Source organism: Alteromonas sp. ABH4_457, from assembly GCF_056160625.1.
On sequence record NZ_JBSWXN010000008.1, the window covers coordinates 174795 to 192650 of the forward strand.

Annotated in this window: 15 protein-coding genes; 10 read left to right on the top strand and 5 right to left on the bottom strand. The window is 49.2% G+C overall.

Annotated elements, in window-relative coordinates; genetic code table 11:
• The first annotated feature begins 41 nt into the window (after nt 1–41).
• The 4 genes from ACXAGR_RS20710 (at nt 42) to ACXAGR_RS20725 (ending at nt 3865) form a co-directional block, all read left to right on the top strand.
• Entirely contained in the window at nt 42–695 is a 654-nt protein-coding gene (locus tag ACXAGR_RS20710; RefSeq protein ID WP_474852292.1) for an alpha-ketoglutarate-dependent dioxygenase AlkB family protein, read from the top strand.
• Nucleotides 683–1003, top strand: coding sequence for a BolA family protein (locus ACXAGR_RS20715; protein ID WP_474845117.1), 321 nt, complete (start codon nt 683–685; stop codon nt 1001–1003). Before ACXAGR_RS20710 ends, ACXAGR_RS20715 begins: the two co-directional genes overlap by 13 nt.
• Nucleotides 1004–1260: 257 nt before the next feature.
• Entirely contained in the window at nt 1261–2217 is a 957-nt protein-coding gene (locus ACXAGR_RS20720) for a TIM barrel protein (protein ID WP_474852294.1), read from the top strand.
• 28 nt (nt 2218–2245) lie between these two features.
• Nucleotides 2246–3865, top strand: a complete 1620-nt coding sequence (locus tag ACXAGR_RS20725) for a carboxylesterase/lipase family protein (RefSeq protein ID WP_474852296.1) — start codon at nt 2246–2248, stop codon at nt 3863–3865.
• Nucleotides 3866–3965: 100 nt separating this feature from the next.
• On the opposite strand, the gene ACXAGR_RS20730 is transcribed toward ACXAGR_RS20725, so the two are convergent.
• Nucleotides 3966–4898, bottom strand: a complete 933-nt coding sequence (locus tag ACXAGR_RS20730) for an AEC family transporter (RefSeq protein WP_474852298.1) — start codon at nt 4896–4898, stop codon at nt 3966–3968.
• Between the two features lie 196 nt (nt 4899–5094).
• On the opposite strand from ACXAGR_RS20730, the gene ACXAGR_RS20735 reads away from it, so the two are divergent.
• Nucleotides 5095–5727 (top strand): phosphatase PAP2 family protein, encoded by a 633-nt coding sequence (locus ACXAGR_RS20735; protein ID WP_474852300.1) that lies wholly within the window; start codon nt 5095–5097, stop codon nt 5725–5727.
• Between the two features lies 1 nt (nt 5728).
• Here the strand turns inward: ACXAGR_RS20735 and ACXAGR_RS20740 are convergent, their stop codons facing one another.
• Entirely contained in the window at nt 5729–7057 is a 1329-nt protein-coding gene (locus ACXAGR_RS20740) for a nitrate- and nitrite sensing domain-containing protein (RefSeq protein ID WP_474852302.1), read from the bottom strand.
• 441 nt (nt 7058–7498) lie between these two features.
• Between ACXAGR_RS20740 and ACXAGR_RS20745 the strand changes: the two genes are divergently transcribed.
• From ACXAGR_RS20745 to cynS, 3 genes are all read left to right on the top strand, one after another.
• Nucleotides 7499–8356 carry a formate/nitrite transporter family protein gene (locus tag ACXAGR_RS20745; RefSeq protein WP_119500049.1) on the top strand — a complete coding sequence of 286 codons (858 nt, stop codon included), beginning with the start codon at nt 7499–7501 and terminating at the stop codon, nt 8354–8356.
• Between the two features lie 90 nt (nt 8357–8446).
• Nucleotides 8447–10168, top strand: coding sequence for a bifunctional protein-serine/threonine kinase/phosphatase (locus tag ACXAGR_RS20750; protein WP_474852304.1), 1722 nt, complete (start codon nt 8447–8449; stop codon nt 10166–10168).
• 15 nt (nt 10169–10183) lie between these two features.
• Nucleotides 10184–10633, top strand: coding sequence for a cyanase (gene cynS, locus ACXAGR_RS20755; protein WP_474845105.1), 450 nt, complete (start codon nt 10184–10186; stop codon nt 10631–10633).
• A gap of 84 nt (nt 10634–10717) precedes the next feature.
• On the opposite strand, the gene ACXAGR_RS20760 is transcribed toward cynS, so the two are convergent.
• The 3 genes from ACXAGR_RS20760 to ACXAGR_RS20770 all read right to left on the bottom strand — a co-directional run bounded on the left by ACXAGR_RS20760 (nt 10718) and on the right by ACXAGR_RS20770 (nt 12955).
• Nucleotides 10718–10987 carry a hypothetical protein gene (locus ACXAGR_RS20760; protein WP_474845103.1) on the bottom strand — a complete coding sequence of 90 codons (270 nt, stop codon included), beginning with the start codon at nt 10985–10987 and terminating at the stop codon, nt 10718–10720.
• A gap of 98 nt (nt 10988–11085) precedes the next feature.
• Complete coding sequence (locus ACXAGR_RS20765) at nt 11086–12279, bottom strand: JmjC domain-containing protein (protein WP_474845101.1); 1194 nt, start codon at nt 12277–12279, stop codon at nt 11086–11088.
• Nucleotides 12280–12523: 244 nt separating this feature from the next.
• The gene (locus ACXAGR_RS20770) at nt 12524–12955 is read right to left on the bottom strand and encodes an OsmC family protein (RefSeq protein WP_474852306.1); all 432 of its coding nucleotides are present in this window, start codon (nt 12953–12955) and stop codon (nt 12524–12526) included.
• A 427-nt stretch (nt 12956–13382) separates the two neighbouring features.
• On the opposite strand from ACXAGR_RS20770, the gene ACXAGR_RS20775 reads away from it, so the two are divergent.
• Both ACXAGR_RS20775 and nirB read left to right on the top strand, forming a co-directional pair.
• Entirely contained in the window at nt 13383–14948 is a 1566-nt protein-coding gene (locus ACXAGR_RS20775; protein ID WP_303573792.1) for a SulP family inorganic anion transporter, read from the top strand.
• Nucleotides 14949–15303: 355 nt separating this feature from the next.
• Entirely contained in the window at nt 15304–17847 is a 2544-nt protein-coding gene (nirB, locus tag ACXAGR_RS20780; protein ID WP_474845096.1) for a nitrite reductase large subunit NirB, read from the top strand.
• Nucleotides 17848–17856 lie beyond the last annotated feature (9 nt).

Below are 17856 nucleotides of genomic sequence, written 5' to 3' on the forward strand. Positions count from 1 at the left end.
TGTGATGTCGCTCATGATAACGTTAATCGGGTTCCGGATTTATGCAATTTTCACTGTTCGATGATGGCTGTAACGCCGGCGCTGCGCCTCAGAAACTGGCGTTACCCGGCGCGGATGTTACTTACATACCGGGCTGGATAGGACCGGATGATGCTGACGCGTTGTACGCATCGCTGGCCTCATCGTTAAACTGGTCGCAGGATACCATTAAACTGTTTGGTAAGCCGGTTAAAATTCCGCGTCTGCAAGCCTGGTATGGGGATGCTGTCAGCGAGTATTCCTACTCCGGCCTGACGATGGTACCGCGCCCCTGGACCGCTGATCTGCTGGCGTTGAAAACCCGTTGCGAAAACACCGCCGGTTGCAGGTTTAACAGTGTGCTGGCGAACTGGTACCGGCACGGGCAGGACAGCATGGGCATGCATGCCGATGATGAAAGGGAGCTGGGCGAGCAGCCGGTTATTGCATCTGTGACTCTCGGTGAAGCGAGGCCCTTTCTGTTTCGTCACCGCAGTGGTGCTCCGTCAGTGAAGATCAGTCTTGAGCATGGCTCACTGTTAATCATGGAGGGAGACACTCAGCGCAACTATCTGCACGGCATCAACAAGACGACCCGGCACGTTGATGGTAGAATTAATCTAACTTTCAGATTTATCTATCCCGCTGTGCCGGAGCAGAACCCATGCAAAATGTAAAACAGTTTATCGAACAGCAACTTAATGATGCTCTCACACCTGTGTATCTTGAAGTGCTGGATGAAAGTCATATGCACAATGTGCCCGACGGTGCCCAGAGTCACTTCAAGGTAACGGTGGTGTCGGAAGTGTTTGTTGACGTACGTCGGGTGCCCCGTCACCAGAAGGTGAACGGGTTGCTGGCCGAAGCTTTACAGGGACCGGTACATGCACTGGCTTTGCACACGTATACCCCTGAAGAATGGGAAGCCAGAGGCGGCAGTGTAACCCCGTCACCGGATTGCCTGGGTGGCAGTAAGTTGGGATAATTTTCCATAATTTTTAAAGAGAAAAAGAGCACGCCGGTCGTGCTCTTTTTTGTTTTTTGACCCGCTGGGAAGAGGAGGGATTTCAAACCGGCGTCCGGTTCTGTCACTTGTCTAAAAATGTTAAACAATAGTTGTAAAATGATATCGATGTCATTAATGTAAAGGTTCTAAAGTGGGTGTAACAAATAATTAACTTCTTGCAGGCTCAACGGGACCAACATGTTGAGCCTGTTTCTTACCGGAGAGAGGAAACAATAATGACTTCGTCACTTACCCGTCGACATTTTCTTAAAGCCGGTCTGGGCGTAGCCGGTGTGCTGGCAGCGCCGGGACTGATGGCCAACGCGATGACCGGAGGCTGTAATGCAGCTTCTGGCAGACCTTACGGCGTTCAGATGTACATGCTGCGAGACATGTTTGCAAAAGATCCCGCCGGTACAATTAAAAAACTGGCTGCAGCCGGTTTCAAGCAGCTTGAAATGTTCGGTGTAGGTGGCTCAGTGAATGCAGAAGGCGCGCCGCTGTTCGGTTTAAGCATCGATGATATGGCAGATCTCATGGCAGAATATAAGCTGACAGTGCCGTCTGTACATATTAATTCCGACCTGGAAGACTTTGAATATATTAAGGAACTGGGCAGCAAACTGAATATCGATTACTTCATCGAGCCCATGGCCGGCGAGTTCCTGAATTTCAAAGATGGTAAAGTAAACCTGAACACCCCTTCTTCTGTTGACGAAGTTAAAGCTATTGCTGCACGTCTGAACAAACGTGGTCAGACAATGAAAGAGCTTGGTTTCAAGTTCGCGTACCACAACCATAACTTTGAGTTCGATAAAGTGGACGGACAGGTGATTTTCGACATCATGATGGAGAACACCGACCCGGAGCTGGTTAAAATTGAGCTGGATTTAGGTTGGGTTGCGGCAGCCGGTCATGATCCTGTTGCCATGCTGAATAAATACAAAGGCCGTGTTATCGGCTGTCATATGAAAGATTACGACGGCTCGGTTCCACTGAGTGATGATCCGCGTATGATCATTCCTGAAATGTCACGCATCTCAACCCCGGGGGACGGCAAATCAGACTTTGCCGCCATCGTTAAACACCTGAACGAAAATGACGTGAAGTACCGTTACGTAGAAGTGGATGTAACAGATACGCCGTTTGAAGATGCTGTGCGCGGACTCTGTCATCTGAGTGCGTTAGGTTAACCGTGGATCAGAATAAGGAACGTTTGTTATGAAAAAACGGCTGTTTGCTTTGTCTGCTGTTGCTGCAGTAATGTTAAGTGCCTGTGGTGGGAAAGTGGCTGAAACTCCTGCGCCGGTAGCTGAAGATGCATCACCGCAGGTAACGGTTAAAAATGGTACGCTGCAGGGCGTTAAAGATGATGATATCCGCGTTTTTAAAGGGATCCCTTACGCAAAACCTCCGATAGGTGAAAATCGCTGGCGTTCTCCTCAGCCCGTTGCAGACTGGAACGGTGTGAAAGAAGTGCTGGATTACGGTAACGACTGTATGCAAAAGCCGTTTCCAAGTGACGCTGCACCGCTAGGGAAAGAGCCTGCGGAAGATTGTTTGTACGTTAACGTATGGACACCGCTGGAAGATGATATCAAGCGTCCTGTGGTTGTGTGGATCCATGGTGGTGGCTACGTGAATGGTGGTGCATCGCCTGCCACCTATGACGGTAGCGAATTTGCCCGTGCCGGTGTGATTTTTGTCAGCTTTAACTACCGCCTTGGCCGTTTTGGTTTCTTCGCACATCCTGCACTTTCAGCCGCTGAAGAAGGTCAGTTAGGCAACTACGGTTTTGAAGATCAGATAGCCGCCATGCAATGGGTGAAAGATAACGTGGAAGCTTTCGGTGGCGATAAGAATAATGTCACCATCATGGGCGAATCTGCCGGCGGCGGTTCTGTACACAATCTTATGCAGACTCCGGGTGCACGGGGTACCTTCCAGCGGGCGATTATTATGTCCGGTGGTGGCCGTTCATTAACCGGCGAACGCAGCTTAACGGAAGAAGTAAACGGTCAGCCTTCTGCGGAGCAGATTGGCGTTAATTTCGCTGAAAAGAATGGCATTTCCGGTAATGGCGCAGAAGCGCTGGCGGCTTTGCGGGCATTGCCGGCAGACAAAGTGGTCGATGGCCTGAATCTGATGGCACTGTTTCAGCCTCCCGGCGGTGTACCGACGTATGTTGGCGGCCCTATTGCTGATGGTGACATTGTAAAGGGCAGCACCCAAACATTGCTGGAGCAGGGTAAAGTCGCGAAAGTGCCGGTAATGGTGGGTACGACCAGCCAGGATATCGGATTCAGCATGTTCCCGGATAAAGAGGCATTGTTCGCCTCATTCGGCGAGTACGCGCAGGCAGCGAAAGATGCCTATGATCTTGAAGGAACCGGTGAATTACAGGATATCGGAGCGGAAGTGGCTCAGGACCGTATGATGCAGGAGCCTGCAAGGTTTGTTGCTGAGCGTATGACGGATCTGGACGAAAATGTGTACATGTACCGGTATGGTTACGTGGCAGAAAGTGTCCGTAACGGGAAGGGCGCACCTCATGCCAGTGAGATCCCGTTTTTCTTTAAAACGGCCGATGTGAAGTATCCGGATGCCACTGAGCAGGATCTGACTGCCTCTGAACTGGTTTTCGACTACGTGGTGAGCTTTATCGAAAATGGTGATCCGAATGTGGCCCGGTTGCCGGAATGGAAGCCGTACGACAACGAGGCGCATAACATCATGACTTTCACCATGGACGCTACGGCGGTGCATGGTGAAGACCCCTGGACAGAGCGTCTGGATGTGGTTCAGCGTTCAACCGAAGCGGCTCAGGCAGCCATGCGTTAACCGTGTTTTCAGCGGTATTTAAACGTAAAAGAGCGCATAAATATGCGCTCTTTTTTGTTTTCATTATCTGTTCATTACGCAGAGGCTTTATTTCAGGCCACTATACCAGGTTCAGAGCAGTCAATGTTCCGAATGCCAGTGCTGTTACCGGTAATGAAACTAGTGTGGATACAGCAATAATACTGGCAGCCAGCCGGTGGTCTCCGCCCATATTTCTTACCATCACATAGCTGGCAGCGGCTGTCGGAGCAATCGACAGGAGCAGCACTATCCCCAGGCTCATTCCGGTAAATCCGGCAAGATACGCCAGCCCTACCATCAGCGCGGGATAAAGAATGCACTTGCTGACTGTACTCAACGTGATGTTAAACCAGTCGGCGGAAAATGATCGGAATTGCAGCGAGGCGCCGGTACAGATGAGCGCAAGCGGTAAGGTCAACTGGGAAACATACTTGCCGGTTTTAAGAATGGCGTCAGGCAGTGTCCATGAGTAATAGGAAAAGGGCAGCGCCACGACAATGGAAATGATCAGCGGATTTTTAGTGATACCCTTGATTTGTTTGCTCACCGAGCGGTGGCCGGTCTGATAAAAGTTAAGCACAATCACAGACAAAATATTAAATAAAATTGTGACACAGCCCAGGTATACAGATGCGGCAGCCAGCCCTTCGGGCCCGTACGTATTGGCGCAGTAAGCCAGGCCGATAATACCCATATTGGCTCTGAAACCACCCTGAACCACAACACCTCTTGCCTGATAAGGCGTCACCGTCATCCTTGCCGTAAGCACCAGCAGAGCACACATGATGAGTGTGCCGGCAATACCCACCCCAATCAGCGGAAAGTTTGCGGCATGGGCAAAGTCGGCCTGACTGATAGATAAAAACAGCAATGCAGGTAATGTGACGTTGAAAACCAGTTTAGAACCGGCTTCAACAAAACTCTCGTTCAGCCATTTTATGCGGAAAAATAACCAGCCCATCAGCAATAAAATCAGCACGGGTAATAAGGTTTCAGTGATAAAGGAAAACATGGGCAGTCAATACAAGAGGTAATAGCGGCCATTATATCAAGATTTTCGATACTTGAAGGCGCTGTAACAGCAAAATCTGTTGTATTCAGCGTATTGATTCTTCCGGTAAAGCGATCCAAAGCTGCGCTCAAAAGGAATAAAGACTATCTGTCAGTGACCCTTCGTTTCTATGCAATCCGATCACATCAGGCCATCCGTGTTGCGACTCATGGCTTTTGCCGGACTTTCCGGTTTACTTCTGCTCGCTGTATGGGTACATCTTGACCCAGTGCCCGCCATCGATAAAAGCATTATGTTGATGTTCCGCCGTGCCGGAGACCCGGGACAGCCAGCAGGGCCGTTATGGCTTGCGGTACATTTCCGTGACATGACCACCTTGGGCAGTAACTGGTTTTTAATTGTGATCACCGGCCTGGCAGCTCTGGTGTTACATAAAAAGGGGCAGACCCGTCACGCTGTTTTTCTGATAACAACAGTACTGTCCGGTATGGTTGTCAGTTTTGCACTAAAATATGGTTTTCACCGGCCACGGCCAGATCTGGTTCCTCATATTACGAAGGTATACACCAGCAGTTTTCCTTCAGGCCATGCCATGATGTCATGTTTAACGTATCTTTGTCTTGCGTTCACCGGTGCATCAGTAAGTGGCAACCCGTCGTTGACCCGCTGGTTTTCCGGTATTGCCATGTTAATTATTTTGCTGGTCGGCATGAGCCGTGTGTTTCTGGGGGTTCACTGGCCCACTGACATTCTGGCAGGCTGGTGCGCGGCTGTCCTCTGGCTGTCACTGGCTTTAATGACGGCGGCACACGTACGGCGAACTGGATGAATCATTTACTGCCTGATGTGGCTTTTACCACACGTTCCGCCACATCAATCAGGCGACAATTCTGATCCATCGCTGTTTTTTGCAGGCGACGGTAAGCCTGATCTTCGGTTAGTTGCCATTGCTGCATAATAAGCAGTTTGGCACGGTCGATACATTTTTGATCGGTAATCGCCTGGCGGGCTTCCTCCAACGCTACTGACATGTTTTTGATGTGTTCAGTCTGATCGCATAACAAGTCGTAAAAAGACCGGTGTGCGGATAAATTTTCCGCATTGGAAATGGTATCCGGACCGGACATTTCTGAACCCCGTAAGCCTGGCATTTGCGGATCAAACAGCATTGTCAGTGGTGTGCCCGTTGGATTAGGTTGTTGTTCCAGCGTTTTTACCCGTTGATGATGATTTTTCAGCTCGGCATCTGCACGACTGACCAGCTCTGAAGCCAGTGAAATGAGTTTGGCGGTCAGCGCTTCGTCAATGGATTGCATGGCATCAATGCGGGTGGTGGCAATGTCATACCATACTTCACTGATTTGTCCGTCAATGGGACTGCCATCAGCCAGTTGTTTTATCATTGTTCGCAGGCGGGTAAGGTCGGCCTGGGCATCGCTCTGACAGATGTTCTCCCATTGTTGCAGTGTTTGCGGATCCGCAAAAGCCGTAAAAATGTCAAAGCTGTGTTGCTGATCCTGCTGCAGTTGATCAAGGCGGTCGCACAATGACTTATTAAAATGGGTTTCAGCAAAGCCAATAGCACCCCAGGCCCGCTCTTGTCCGGCCAGTTCTTTACCCTGTAAAAAATTGAACAGCGCCACCAGAAGCCGGGTGATATCCGGATCGCTCGCTACGTCAGCGGCCTCAAAGATAACCGAGAGTAAACCCGTTACCAGCCGGCAGTATGCCTGTGTTGACTCAAGGGATGTCAGTGCATGTTCAGCTACCTGATCCCGCAGGGAAGAAAGGTTATCCAGCCCTTGTAGCGCCATGGTGATGCTCACCAGTAAGCGCATGTTAGCGGCACTTTCATCACCTGAGAGATATAGAGATTTTAGCTGGCTGCGTAAGGTTTGTTCGGCAAAATTACTGTCTGCAATCTGATCTTCCCGTTGCTGACCAAACCGTTCCCCTTTCGACGCAAGATATACGTTACTGATACCGCGCTCCCGCTGGAGTTGATGGATCATGTCTTTCACTGAGGTCACCAGTTTGCAGTTGGATGCCAGTTGATTAAGTGCGTGAATTTCGGCGTGCTTTGCCGCCAGTAGGAACCGTTTTGTCGCTTCGCTGAATACTGCCATGGTGGTGCTGGTGTCTTTCTGTGGTGGTCGCAATCGACGTTGCCTGTTTATAAGATTTAGCAAAGCCTGTTCCACCATTTTAACCTGTTGATAATTAGGGATTAGTTTCCTTTGGCTAACTTGTTAATACGCAATCCGTTTGGCTTTGACGGAATTTTCCCCGTTTCACAGGAAATTGCGGATCTTCATTGTGCGCGGATGAACTTTTTTGGTGCAATAAATAAATGAATGCTCGGCAAGTCACACGTGAATATTCATAACTGTCAGAAAAATAATGACAATTTAAATCTGGCCTTTTCCTTGCTGTTTAAAATTGCAACACGGGGTTTTGCATACAACACAATGTAAACTTGGATAACGGCGTCCAATACCACACTGGAAACAGTGCATGGTTGGGCGTTTTTTTGTGCCCGCATTTTGTTGTGTGCAACACATGTCAGCGACTAAACAACATACAACAAAAAGGTATACACAATGGCTTACTTACTTCCGAATGAATTTGTAACCAAGATGGTGGATGCGGGTGAATCCAAAATTTACATGTCTACCCGTGATACATTAATCCGCGGTTATATGGCCGGCGCAATCCTTGCTCTGGCAGCGGTTTTTGCAATTACGATTGCTGTACAAACCGGCGTATTTTTAATTGGTGCGGTGCTGTTTCCTGTTGGCTTCTGTATGCTTTATCTGATGGGATTCGATCTGTTAACCGGTGTTTTTGTACTGACACCACTGGCCTGGCTGGCGAAACGGCCCGGCGTCACATGGTCTCAAATTCTCCGTAACTGGGGGCTGGTATTCTGCGGTAATTTTGCCGGTGCACTGACAGTGGCGTTCATGATGTCATTTATCTTTACCATGGGTTACAACACTGATGGTGGTGCTATTGCAACAAAAGTAGCCGGTATCGGTGAAGCCCGTACCCTGGGTTATGCTCAGTACGGTATGGAAGGCTGGCTGACCATTTTCATCCGTGGCATGTTATGTAACTGGATGGTATCACTGGGTGTAGTAGGTGCCATGATCTCAACCCACGTGAGCGGTAAAATCTTTGCCATGTGGATGCCAATCATGCTGTTCTTCTTCATGGGCTTTGAACACTCTGTGGTAAATATGTTCCTGTTCCCGTTCGGCCTGATCATGGGCGGTGATTTCTCTGTAATGGATTATTTCTTCTGGAATGAAATCCCGACGGCTCTGGGTAACCTGGTCGGTGGTCTGGCGTTTACAGGTTTAACGCTGTACAGCACGCACTTCCGTACTGCTCCCAAGCGTAAGCTGGCTGCGCAATCTGCACCGGTAGCAACAGATTCAAAACCTGCTGCAGTTTAATGAAGACTTGCCGGGTACCTTCCGGCACACAGGGCTTGCCGGACATTGTCCGGCAGGCTCAATTCAAACCTCTCACTGAGCTGCTTCAATATGCTTAGTTTATCCATCGGTCAATATTCCAGTGCAGGAGAAAAGCCGCTGAACCAGGACAGTTATGGTTTCAGGCTTCCCGAAGGTGATTTACTCACATTTAAGGGCGCTGCGGTGGCACTGGCAGACGGCATCAGTTCCAGTTCAGTGAGTCACATTGCCAGTCAGGTATGTGTTAAACAGTTTCTCGAAGATTATTTTTGTACCTCAGATACCTGGACGGTCCCCCGTGCGGCTACGCAAGTTATTGCAGCAATAAACCGCTGGTTACTCGGCCAGAGTCGCAACAGTCCCTATGCCGGCGAACCTGACAAAGGTTACGTTTGCACATTCAGTGCACTGATTTTTAAACACCAGCGTGTACATGTATTTCATCTGGGGGACGCCAGAGTGTACCGGTTGCGGGGCAGGGTGCTGGAGCAACTTACCCGCGACCACCGTCAGATGATAAATGGTGAAAAGCACTATTTATCCAATGCCATGGGTATCAATGAATCATTGCAACTGGATAAAGACAGCCGCTCTCTGAAAGAGCAGGACTGCTTTCTTCTGCTCACCGACGGTGTGTATGAGTTTATCGATGAGGCCAGCCTCTGCAGTGTAGTGACTGATTATGAGCATGATCCGGATGAGGCAGCGAAGAAGCTGGTGGAAATGGCGTTTGCCAGAGGCAGTAACGATAACCTGACAGCTCAGATTGTCAGGGTAAATACCCTGCCTGCAGTCAATACCAGTGCCGCCGGGTCTGAAGAGGAAGAATTACCCATTCCCGGCGTGCTGCAAAGCGGGGATTTTCTCGATCAGTTTAAAATTGTCCGCAACATCTATCACAGTGCCCGCAGCCACGTTTACCTGGCGCAGAACACTGCTGATGGCAGCCAGGTGGTGCTGAAAGTGCCTTCTGTGGAAATGGCACACGAACTGGCTCATCTTGAAGCATTCCGTATGGAAGAGTGGATAGCAAGGCGCATTCACAGCCAGCATGTGGTGAGCGCCCCGGATCAGCAGGCTGCCAAAACGGCATTGTATACCGTGACAGATTTTGTGCCGGGACAAACACTGGCCCAGTGGCTGAATGATAACCCGCAGCCGGATTTGGAAACTGTCCGCATGATCATTGAGCAGGTCGCCAGGGGATTGATGGCATTGCATCGCAAAGACGTTCTCCACCGTGATATCAGACCTGAAAATATCATGATTGATATCAACCATCACATCACACTGGTGGATTTAGGTGCGGCTTCTGTTGCCGGCATCAATGAATTTGCAGGAGATAATGAAGATATTCCCGGTACAGCTATTTATGCAGCACCGGAGTATTTTCTTGGTCAGGGTGGCAGTGAACAGTCTGAGCAGTTTTCGCTGGCGGTGCTGACCTACTATTTGCTTAGTGGCCGTTTCCCCTATGGCACCCAGGTTGCCAAATGCCGAAGCGTCACATCACAGCATAAATTGAAATATGAAAGCGTGTTAGATCCGAACCGGAGCATTCCCTTCTGGCTTGATCACACGCTAAGAAAAGCACTGCATCCCAATCCGTTCAAGCGCTATGACGCACTTTCAGAGTTTGTGTATGCCCTGAGACATCCGGATGCAAAATTTCTCAGCAGCGAGAGGCCGCCCCTACTGGAGCGCAATCCCGTTGCTTTCTGGCAGGGAGTCAGCGGTTTACTCCTTTGTCTTATTCTCGTTCTCTTACTGGAACGATTTTCACTTATCTAACCCGTGGAGCCCACTATGATTACTGACAGACAGCAAGTCACCGCAATGATTATGAGCGCAAAAGTCACTAAAGGCATTAAATGGTCGCAGGCCGCAGAAGTGATCGGCGAGTCGAAAGAATGGAGTACTGCAGCATGCCTTGGCCAGATGGCAATGACCAAAGCGCAGGCTGAAGCCACCGGTGAATTATTCGGGTTATCAGAAGAAGCCGTCGCCTGGTTACAGATTGCACCTTATAAAGGCTCTCTGCCAACGGCTGTTCCTACTGATCCGTTAATTTACCGCTGGTACGAACTGGTGAATGTGTACGGCACCACACTGAAAGAGCTTATTCACGAAGAGTTTGGCGACGGTATTATGAGTGCCATTGATTTTGAAATGGACTTAACCCGTGAACCTGATCCTAAAGGCGACCGTGTGAAAGTGGTGATGTCCGGTAAATTCCTGCCGTATAAAACTTACTGACCGTAGTCGTAACTTAAGGCGAGACGGCATCATGAAACTCGATGGTGCCGCGTCATGCCTTTAAAAGGATATTTTGAAATTAAATTATTTACGTACCACGTAAAGAAACCAGCCTACGAATACTGAAATCAGAATTGCGAAAAAACCAAGCAGGGGCAAAATCGAGAATACCCAGCGGCGAACTTCATCAGGCTCTGCTTCCACGCCGAGTGGCAGGTACATTAACCCCACAGATGTAACGATGAAAATGGAAAGTGCTGAGGTAAGCGTGGCGCGCCAGAATGGCCTTGGCATGAACCAGTTCACGATAAAGGCGACAACAATGGCTACACCTGCCAGAAGATATGCAATCAAGGGAGCTCCGTATTAGCTTAGCAAAAACGCACAGTTTGACAGGTCACCCGCCAAATGCAATTGCTGAACTCCGCTTTTGCACGGTAAATCATGGATGATTATTGGCGGGCTGGCGAAGGTTCAAGAAAGCCGCAGGCAAGCAAACGCTGTGTCAGGGCGACACGTACATCATCACCTATCTCACCCGGAATATCAGCAACCCTGAACGCAGACGTTGTTATCATGAATTGCAATTGTGCTTTTACGCCAGGGTGAATCAGTATTTGTTCGCCGGGAACAGATAAATCAAGAATATTGTCTGTCTCTACTAACTCGGCCATGGCAAGGGGACTGCGCTGAACATAAGTATTTACGGAGACAGGATGCCGCGCAGTCGCTGACGGCGTCAATTTTGGCATATCCTGAATCAGTCGTGCCCGCTGGCGTTTAAGTGACTCCATAATAAACTGATCGTGTTGTGCAGCACTCAATAAGCTTTGCAGATGCTCCTTTACCTGCTGAGAAACCTGCTCCAATGCATTATGTGACGCAAGGCAGTCCGCTCTCGGGCCTATATCTTTCCGCAACGGCAAACTAACTTCAGTTAAATGGTCCAAAACAGCATTAACTGTATCCCTGACGGTGACCGGGACAAAGCCAATGGATAAGTGGATTGACTCTGAAGTCGACTGCACAGTATGGACGGTGCCCCGCGGCAGATAGATAAGATCGCCTGCCTTCACATCGACTGTTTGATAATGGGGCATTTGAGGAGGGAGTGAACCCGCCTTTTTCCATCGCGTAGGAAAGGAAGGTGGTGCGTCGGAAATAAACCAGCGTTTTGTGCCTTCCAACTGTATAACAATAACATCCACCTCATCGTGATGCACCGGAGCCTGTGCGCCCTGATGACTCCAGAATACGACGACACTGACCGGTGATTGAATGAGCTTTTCAAGTGACCGGGTAAAATTCGTAAGGTCAGGTGACAGTCCGGTGACATCGGGTATGCGGACTGTGTAGTCACGCTTAAAGTGATCAGAAATCAGCTGATAAAAAGCTTGTTCGTTTTCAACTTCCGTTGCCGCAGGAGGGGGCAGCTTGGGGGCATGAGAGTGACAGGTTACCGCAGGAGCATACCTGCGATGTCCCTGAAGTAATTTTTCCCTTGGAGATGTACCGCCAATCGCTGCTCTGAAAGGATTGTTGTCTTTAATTATTAGTGGCCTTTTACCCACATAGGAATTGAAGAAATCGTCGTAACTGACCGGGTTCAGGACCCTTTGCAGCGCTTCCCTGGCGTCTGAAAGCATTGGTTTCCCTCCAAAAATTCTCATACTACATTAAGAATGGTTGGATAAATGTAACCTTTTGTAAAGAAATTTGAACAGTGAAACACTTAGTGAATTCAGCTTGAGTTATTTTCCCGTACCAGCCTCATTGTGTTTTACTTTGTTCTGGTGAGACTATCCACCAGAATGAACGGTCACAGCAAAGGCACAATTTCACAGGAGTAATTACTGAAACCGTCCCTGGCTTCATTTGCTTGCCGGCCGGTTAGCTTTGTAAAGTGTAATCGAGAGTGATTTTGGCGTTCAGCAATTTAGAGATCGGGCAGTTTTCTTTTGCGCCCTTCGCGATATCTGCAAACTTACCTTCATCAATCCCGTCTACTTTAGCTTCAAGGGTTAATGCAGATTTCGTTACGGTAAAGCCATCACCGTCTTTTTCCAGTGTGACCTCAGCATCAACTTTTAGATCACCGTTTTGATAACCTGCGTCTGATAACGCAAACGACAACGCCATGGCATAGCAACTGCTGTGAGCAGCAGCAATCAGTTCCTCAGGATTAGTACCGCTCTTGTCTTCAAAACGTGTATTAAAGCCATAAGGCTGATCAGACAAGGCACCACTTCCGGTGCTCACATGACCTTTGCCTTCTTTACCCAGCGGCTGATAGTGCGCAGAACCAGTTTTAACAATAGACATAATTTCTCCTTAGCAGAACGATGCAGAGGAGTGTCGGACAAGTGGCGGATTCGCATTTAAAACCGTCAGCCGCATGGATGCGGCTGCCGAGCGCCCAGGGATGGGTTTACAGCGAGTTTTAAATGCGAATCCGCTTCATGGCCGGGTACACTCCGGTGTACTACTGGCAATGCAGTCCTTATGCCGTCAGCTATACTTTGTGCTGCAGCCCTTGCCATGAAAGAGCTGTATGTAATTTGGCTGCAAATTCTCTGCCTTACATTTATTGGAGATTACTGTAACCCTTACAGAGCCGCTGTACCTTTTTCTGGCAGCGTACAGTGACAGCGTGACAGCCGGTTTTAACATTCTGTTAAAGGACTTTGCAGGTCGATGGTGATAGAATCGCCGACCGTTTTCTAACCATGTACTGAATAATTGGACACCCATGTTTGATTTGATTAATAGCAAAGACAGCAATGTTAAAAACGACGTGCTGTCTGGCATTACTGTCGCACTGGCTTTAGTACCTGAAGCTGTGGCATTTGCCTTTGTTGCCGGTGTAGAACCTATGATTGGTTTGTATGCGGCCTTTATGATGGGCCTCATTACGTCTGCCATCGGTGGTCGTCCGGGCATGATTTCCGGCGCAACAGGGGCAATGGCCGTTGTAATGGTGGCACTGGTTGCAGAGCATGGCGTGCAATATCTTTTTGCTGCTGTGGTGCTGGCAGGCTTGCTGCAAATTTTGTGCGGGGTATTCCGTCTGGGTAAGTTCATCCGGCTGGTACCCTATCCGGTGATGCTGGGCTTTGTAAATGGCCTGGCTATCGTTATATTCCTTGCCCAGTTAGGTCAGTTTAAAGTGCAAAATGCGCCGGGTTCACTGGAATGGATGCAGGGCACCATGCTTTACATCATGCTGGGTCTGGTGGGGCTGACAATGGCGATCATCTATCTGTTGCCTAAGCTGACAAAGGCTGTTCCAGCCTCGCTGGTGGCTATCGTCACCATTACGCTGCTGGTACATGGTCTGGATTTAGAAGCCCGTACCGTTATCGATTTTGTCCGTGATTTACTACCGGCAGATCAAAAAGCCACGGCCACACTGGCCGGTGAGTTGCCAACATTCTCTATCCCTATGGTGCCGTTCACCTGGGATACGCTGATGATTATCCTGCCAACTTCAGTCATTTTATGCCTGGTTGGCTTAATTGAGTCACTGTTAACTCTCACACTTATCGATGAGATGACTGATACCCGTGGTCGCGGAAACAAAGAATGTATCGGTCAGGGTGTGGCAAATACCGTGAACGGTTTCTTCGGTGGTATGGGCGGTTGTGCCATGATTGGACAGTCGATGATCAACATCAACTCCGGTGGCCGTGGCCGTTTGTCAGGGATTACTGCAGCGGTAGTGCTGCTGGGCTTTATCCTGTTTGCAGCGCCGCTGATTGAAATGATTCCCCTTGCTGCACTGGTAGGCGTTATGTTCGTGGTAGTAATCGGTACCTTCGAATGGGCATCGTTCCGCATAATCCGTGGTGTGAATAAGGAAGATGCATTCGTGCTGTTCCTGGTAACAGCGGTAACCGTTATCTCTGACCTCGCCATTGCTGTTGTTGTTGGTGTGATTGTGTCGGCACTGGTTTTTGCCTGGAAAGCGGCCCGCTACATTGAAGCAAAAACCCACATCGATGACGATGGCTGGAAGGTTTATGAGCTGCGCGGACCGGTTTTCTTTGGTTCGATTCATCACTTTAAAGAGATGTTTGATGTAGCTAATGACCCGAATGACGTGGTGATCGATTTTAATAACAGCCGCATCTGGGACTCTTCCGGTATCGATGCGCTGGACAGTCTGGCCGGTAAATACGAAGAGCAGGGTAAAAAGCTGCACATCCGGCATATCAGTTCTGAGTGTCGTGGCCTGCTTACAAAAGCCGATAAGTTTGTTGAAATTAATGTCAATGAAGACCCGCGTTATCGGGTAGCAACGGATAAATTAGGTTAAGCCGGTTAGTTGCGCCAGAGGTTGCCGGTCAGGACAAGGCTGGCACTAAAATAGTGCAATTGCAGTGTTAAGGTGCGTGTTTCCGGAAGCAGAATACGCATCTGAATCGCGCAGTTTAAGCTAACTTATTGATCTGTAGACATTGCTCAAACTGGCATCATACCTGCTATATCCAATACATAACCGTAAGTGATATCACGTAGATATCCACATAGCGTGAAGTTAAAGGCCGGCAAGAGCCTGACGCTGTGTAAGGAAACAATTTGTGCACGTTAAGTGCGTATCAGGCAAAGAAGCCCATGTTCAGTTTATCTGAGTGTGGGCTTTTTTTATGGCTCAAAGAAAGGGTTAAACAATGACAACATCAACAACACATCCAAAAGTACTCGTTATCGGTAACGGGATGGTTGGTCACCACTTTGTCGAACAACTGGTCGCCAGTGAGTACCCCTGTGACATTACAGTGTTAAGTGGCGAAAACCGTCTGGCATATGACCGTGTTTATCTTTCTTCGTGGTTTACCGGTGCAACGGCAGCCGATCTGGCCATGACAGATGAAGAAACTTATACCAAGTGGGGCGTTAACTTTAAGCTGAATGCCCGGGTCGAAAGCATTGACCGTAAGAACAAAACCGTCAGCACCAAAACTGACACCTTTGATTATGATGTGCTGGTGATGGCAACCGGTTCATATCCGTTTGTTCCACCTATTCCGGGTAACGACCAGCCTCATTGTCTGGTCTATCGAACCATTGAAGATCTTCAGGCCATCGAAGCCTCTGCTGCCGTCAGTAAAACTGGCGTGGTAGTAGGCGGAGGATTGCTGGGTCTTGAGGCAGCAAACGCACTGAAACAAGCCGGTGTAGAAACACACGTGGTTGAGTTTGCGCCTCAATTGATGGCCGTCCAGCTGGACGGGCAGGGCGGTGATCTGCTGCGCACTAAAATTGAAGATTTGGGCGTAACAGTACATACACAAAAAGCTACCCAAGTGATTGAGGCCGGTGAACAAAGCCGCTACCGCATGGTGTTTGCCGACGGCTCACACTTAGAAACCGACATGATTTTATTCTCTGCCGGTATACGCCCGTCGGATGCTCTGGGCCGGTCAGCGGAGCTGGCAGTAGGCGAACGTGGTGGTATTGTCATTAACAATCAGTGCCAGACATCTGACCCCGACATCTATGCTATCGGTGAATGTGCGTTATGGGACAACCGTATTTTTGGTCTGGTTGCGCCAGGCTACACCATGGCCCGTGCGGTTGCAGCAAACATCGCCGGTAAAGAAGGTGAGTTTGCCGGTGCTGACATGAGTACCAAACTTAAACTTATGGGCGTAGAAGTGGGCTCTATCGGTGATGCACATGCCAGAACCCCGGGCGCACTGAGCTATACCTATCACAACCAGCCAGACGGCGTTTACAAAAAGCTGGTGGTTGATGCGGCTCAAAAGCAGGTTATCGGTGCTGTGCTGGTAGGTGATACCAGTGATTACGATACCTTATTGCAATATGCGTTAAACGGCATTGAACTGCCTGAGCACGCTGAATCGCTTATTCTGCCTTCATCGTCAGACAAGCCTGCTCTGGGCGCTGATGCGCTGCCGGATACGGCGACTATCTGTTCTTGTCACAACGTGGCGAAATGCGATATTTCGGCAGCCATCGACGGCGGTTGCTGCAGTGTTGGCGACGTGAAGTCAGCGACCAAAGCGGCAACGGGTTGCGGTGGTTGTGCGGCACTGCTTAAAAATGTGGTGGACAGCGAGCTTGAGAAACGTGGTGTGGAAGTGTCAAAAGCCATTTGTGAGCATTTCAACTTTACCCGCCAGGAGCTTTACCACATGGTAAAAGTGGAAGGGATCCGAAGCTTCGATGCACTGCTTGAAAAGCACGGTACCGGTTTGGGCTGTGATGTGTGTAAGCCGGCAGTGGGCTCTATTCTGGCTTCAGTATGGAATGACTACATTCTTACGCAAACTAATTTGCCGCTGCAGGACACCAACGATACCTACCTGGGTAACATGCAAAAAGATGGTACTTATTCCATTGTACCCCGTGTACCCGGCGGTGAAATCACCCCGGAAGGCCTTATCCTGATTGGTGAAGTGGCGAAGAAATATGGCCTGTATACCAAGATAACCGGTGGACAACGTATCGATTTATTCGGTGCCCGTGTAGAGCAGTTACCTGATATCTGGCAGGAACTGGTCGACGGTGGTTTTGAAACCGGCCACGCCTATGCCAAAGCACTGCGTACGGTTAAATCCTGTGTGGGCAGCACCTGGTGCCGCTACGGTGTACAGGACTCTGTAGGTCAGGCTATTGATCTGGAAAATCGTTACAAAGGCCTGCGTGCACCTCACAAAATCAAATTTGCAGTATCAGGTTGTACCCGTGAATGTGCAGAAGCACAGGGCAAAGACATTGGCATAATTGCAACGGAAAAAGGCTGGAACCTGTATGTGTGCGGTAACGGCGGTATGAAGCCCCGTCACGCAGATTTGTTCGCCACCGATATTGATGATGAAACACTGGTCAAATATATCGACCGTGTACTGATGTTCTACGTGAAAACAGCTGACAGATTACAGCGCACATCGGTGTGGATGGAAAACCTGGAAGGCGGACTCGATTATCTTAAATCTGTCGTGATTGATGATGCACTGGGTATTTGTCAGGAGCTGGAAGATCAGATGCAGGCTGTGGTTGATGCTTATCAGTGCGAATGGAAAACCACACTGGAGTCACCTGAATCACGGAAGCGTTTCCGTCAGTTTGTGAACAGTAAAGAAAGCGATTCAAACATTCAGTTTGTAGACGAGCGTGGTCAGATCCGCCCTGCCACAGAGGCAGAGAAAATTGCGGGTACATCGCGTATTCCGGTAGAGCTGGTTTAAGGAGACAAT

Bases quoted from the DNA above. Each gene is read 5' to 3' on its own strand.
- ACXAGR_RS20710 (WP_474852292.1), top strand. From the start codon at position 42: ATGCAATTTTCACTGTTCGATGATGGCTGTAACGCCGGCGCTGCGCCT.
- ACXAGR_RS20720 (WP_474852294.1), top strand. From the start codon at position 1,261: ATGACTTCGTCACTTACCCGTCGACATTTTCTTAAAGCCGGTCTGGGC.
- ACXAGR_RS20770 (WP_474852306.1), bottom strand. From the start codon at position 12,955: ATGTCTATTGTTAAAACTGGTTCTGCGCACTATCAGCCGCTGGGTAAA.
- ACXAGR_RS20745 (WP_119500049.1), top strand. From the start codon at position 7,499: ATGGCTTACTTACTTCCGAATGAATTTGTAACCAAGATGGTGGATGCG.
- cynS (WP_474845105.1), top strand. From the start codon at position 10,184: ATGATTACTGACAGACAGCAAGTCACCGCAATGATTATGAGCGCAAAA.
- ACXAGR_RS20730 (WP_474852298.1), bottom strand. From the start codon at position 4,898: ATGTTTTCCTTTATCACTGAAACCTTATTACCCGTGCTGATTTTATTG.
- ACXAGR_RS20750 (WP_474852304.1), top strand. From the start codon at position 8,447: ATGCTTAGTTTATCCATCGGTCAATATTCCAGTGCAGGAGAAAAGCCG.
- ACXAGR_RS20775 (WP_303573792.1), top strand. From the start codon at position 13,383: ATGTTTGATTTGATTAATAGCAAAGACAGCAATGTTAAAAACGACGTG.
- ACXAGR_RS20715 (WP_474845117.1), top strand. From the start codon at position 683: ATGCAAAATGTAAAACAGTTTATCGAACAGCAACTTAATGATGCTCTC.
- ACXAGR_RS20725 (WP_474852296.1), top strand. From the start codon at position 2,246: ATGAAAAAACGGCTGTTTGCTTTGTCTGCTGTTGCTGCAGTAATGTTA.
- ACXAGR_RS20765 (WP_474845101.1), bottom strand. From the start codon at position 12,279: ATGCTTTCAGACGCCAGGGAAGCGCTGCAAAGGGTCCTGAACCCGGTC.
- nirB (WP_474845096.1), top strand. From the start codon at position 15,304: ATGACAACATCAACAACACATCCAAAAGTACTCGTTATCGGTAACGGG.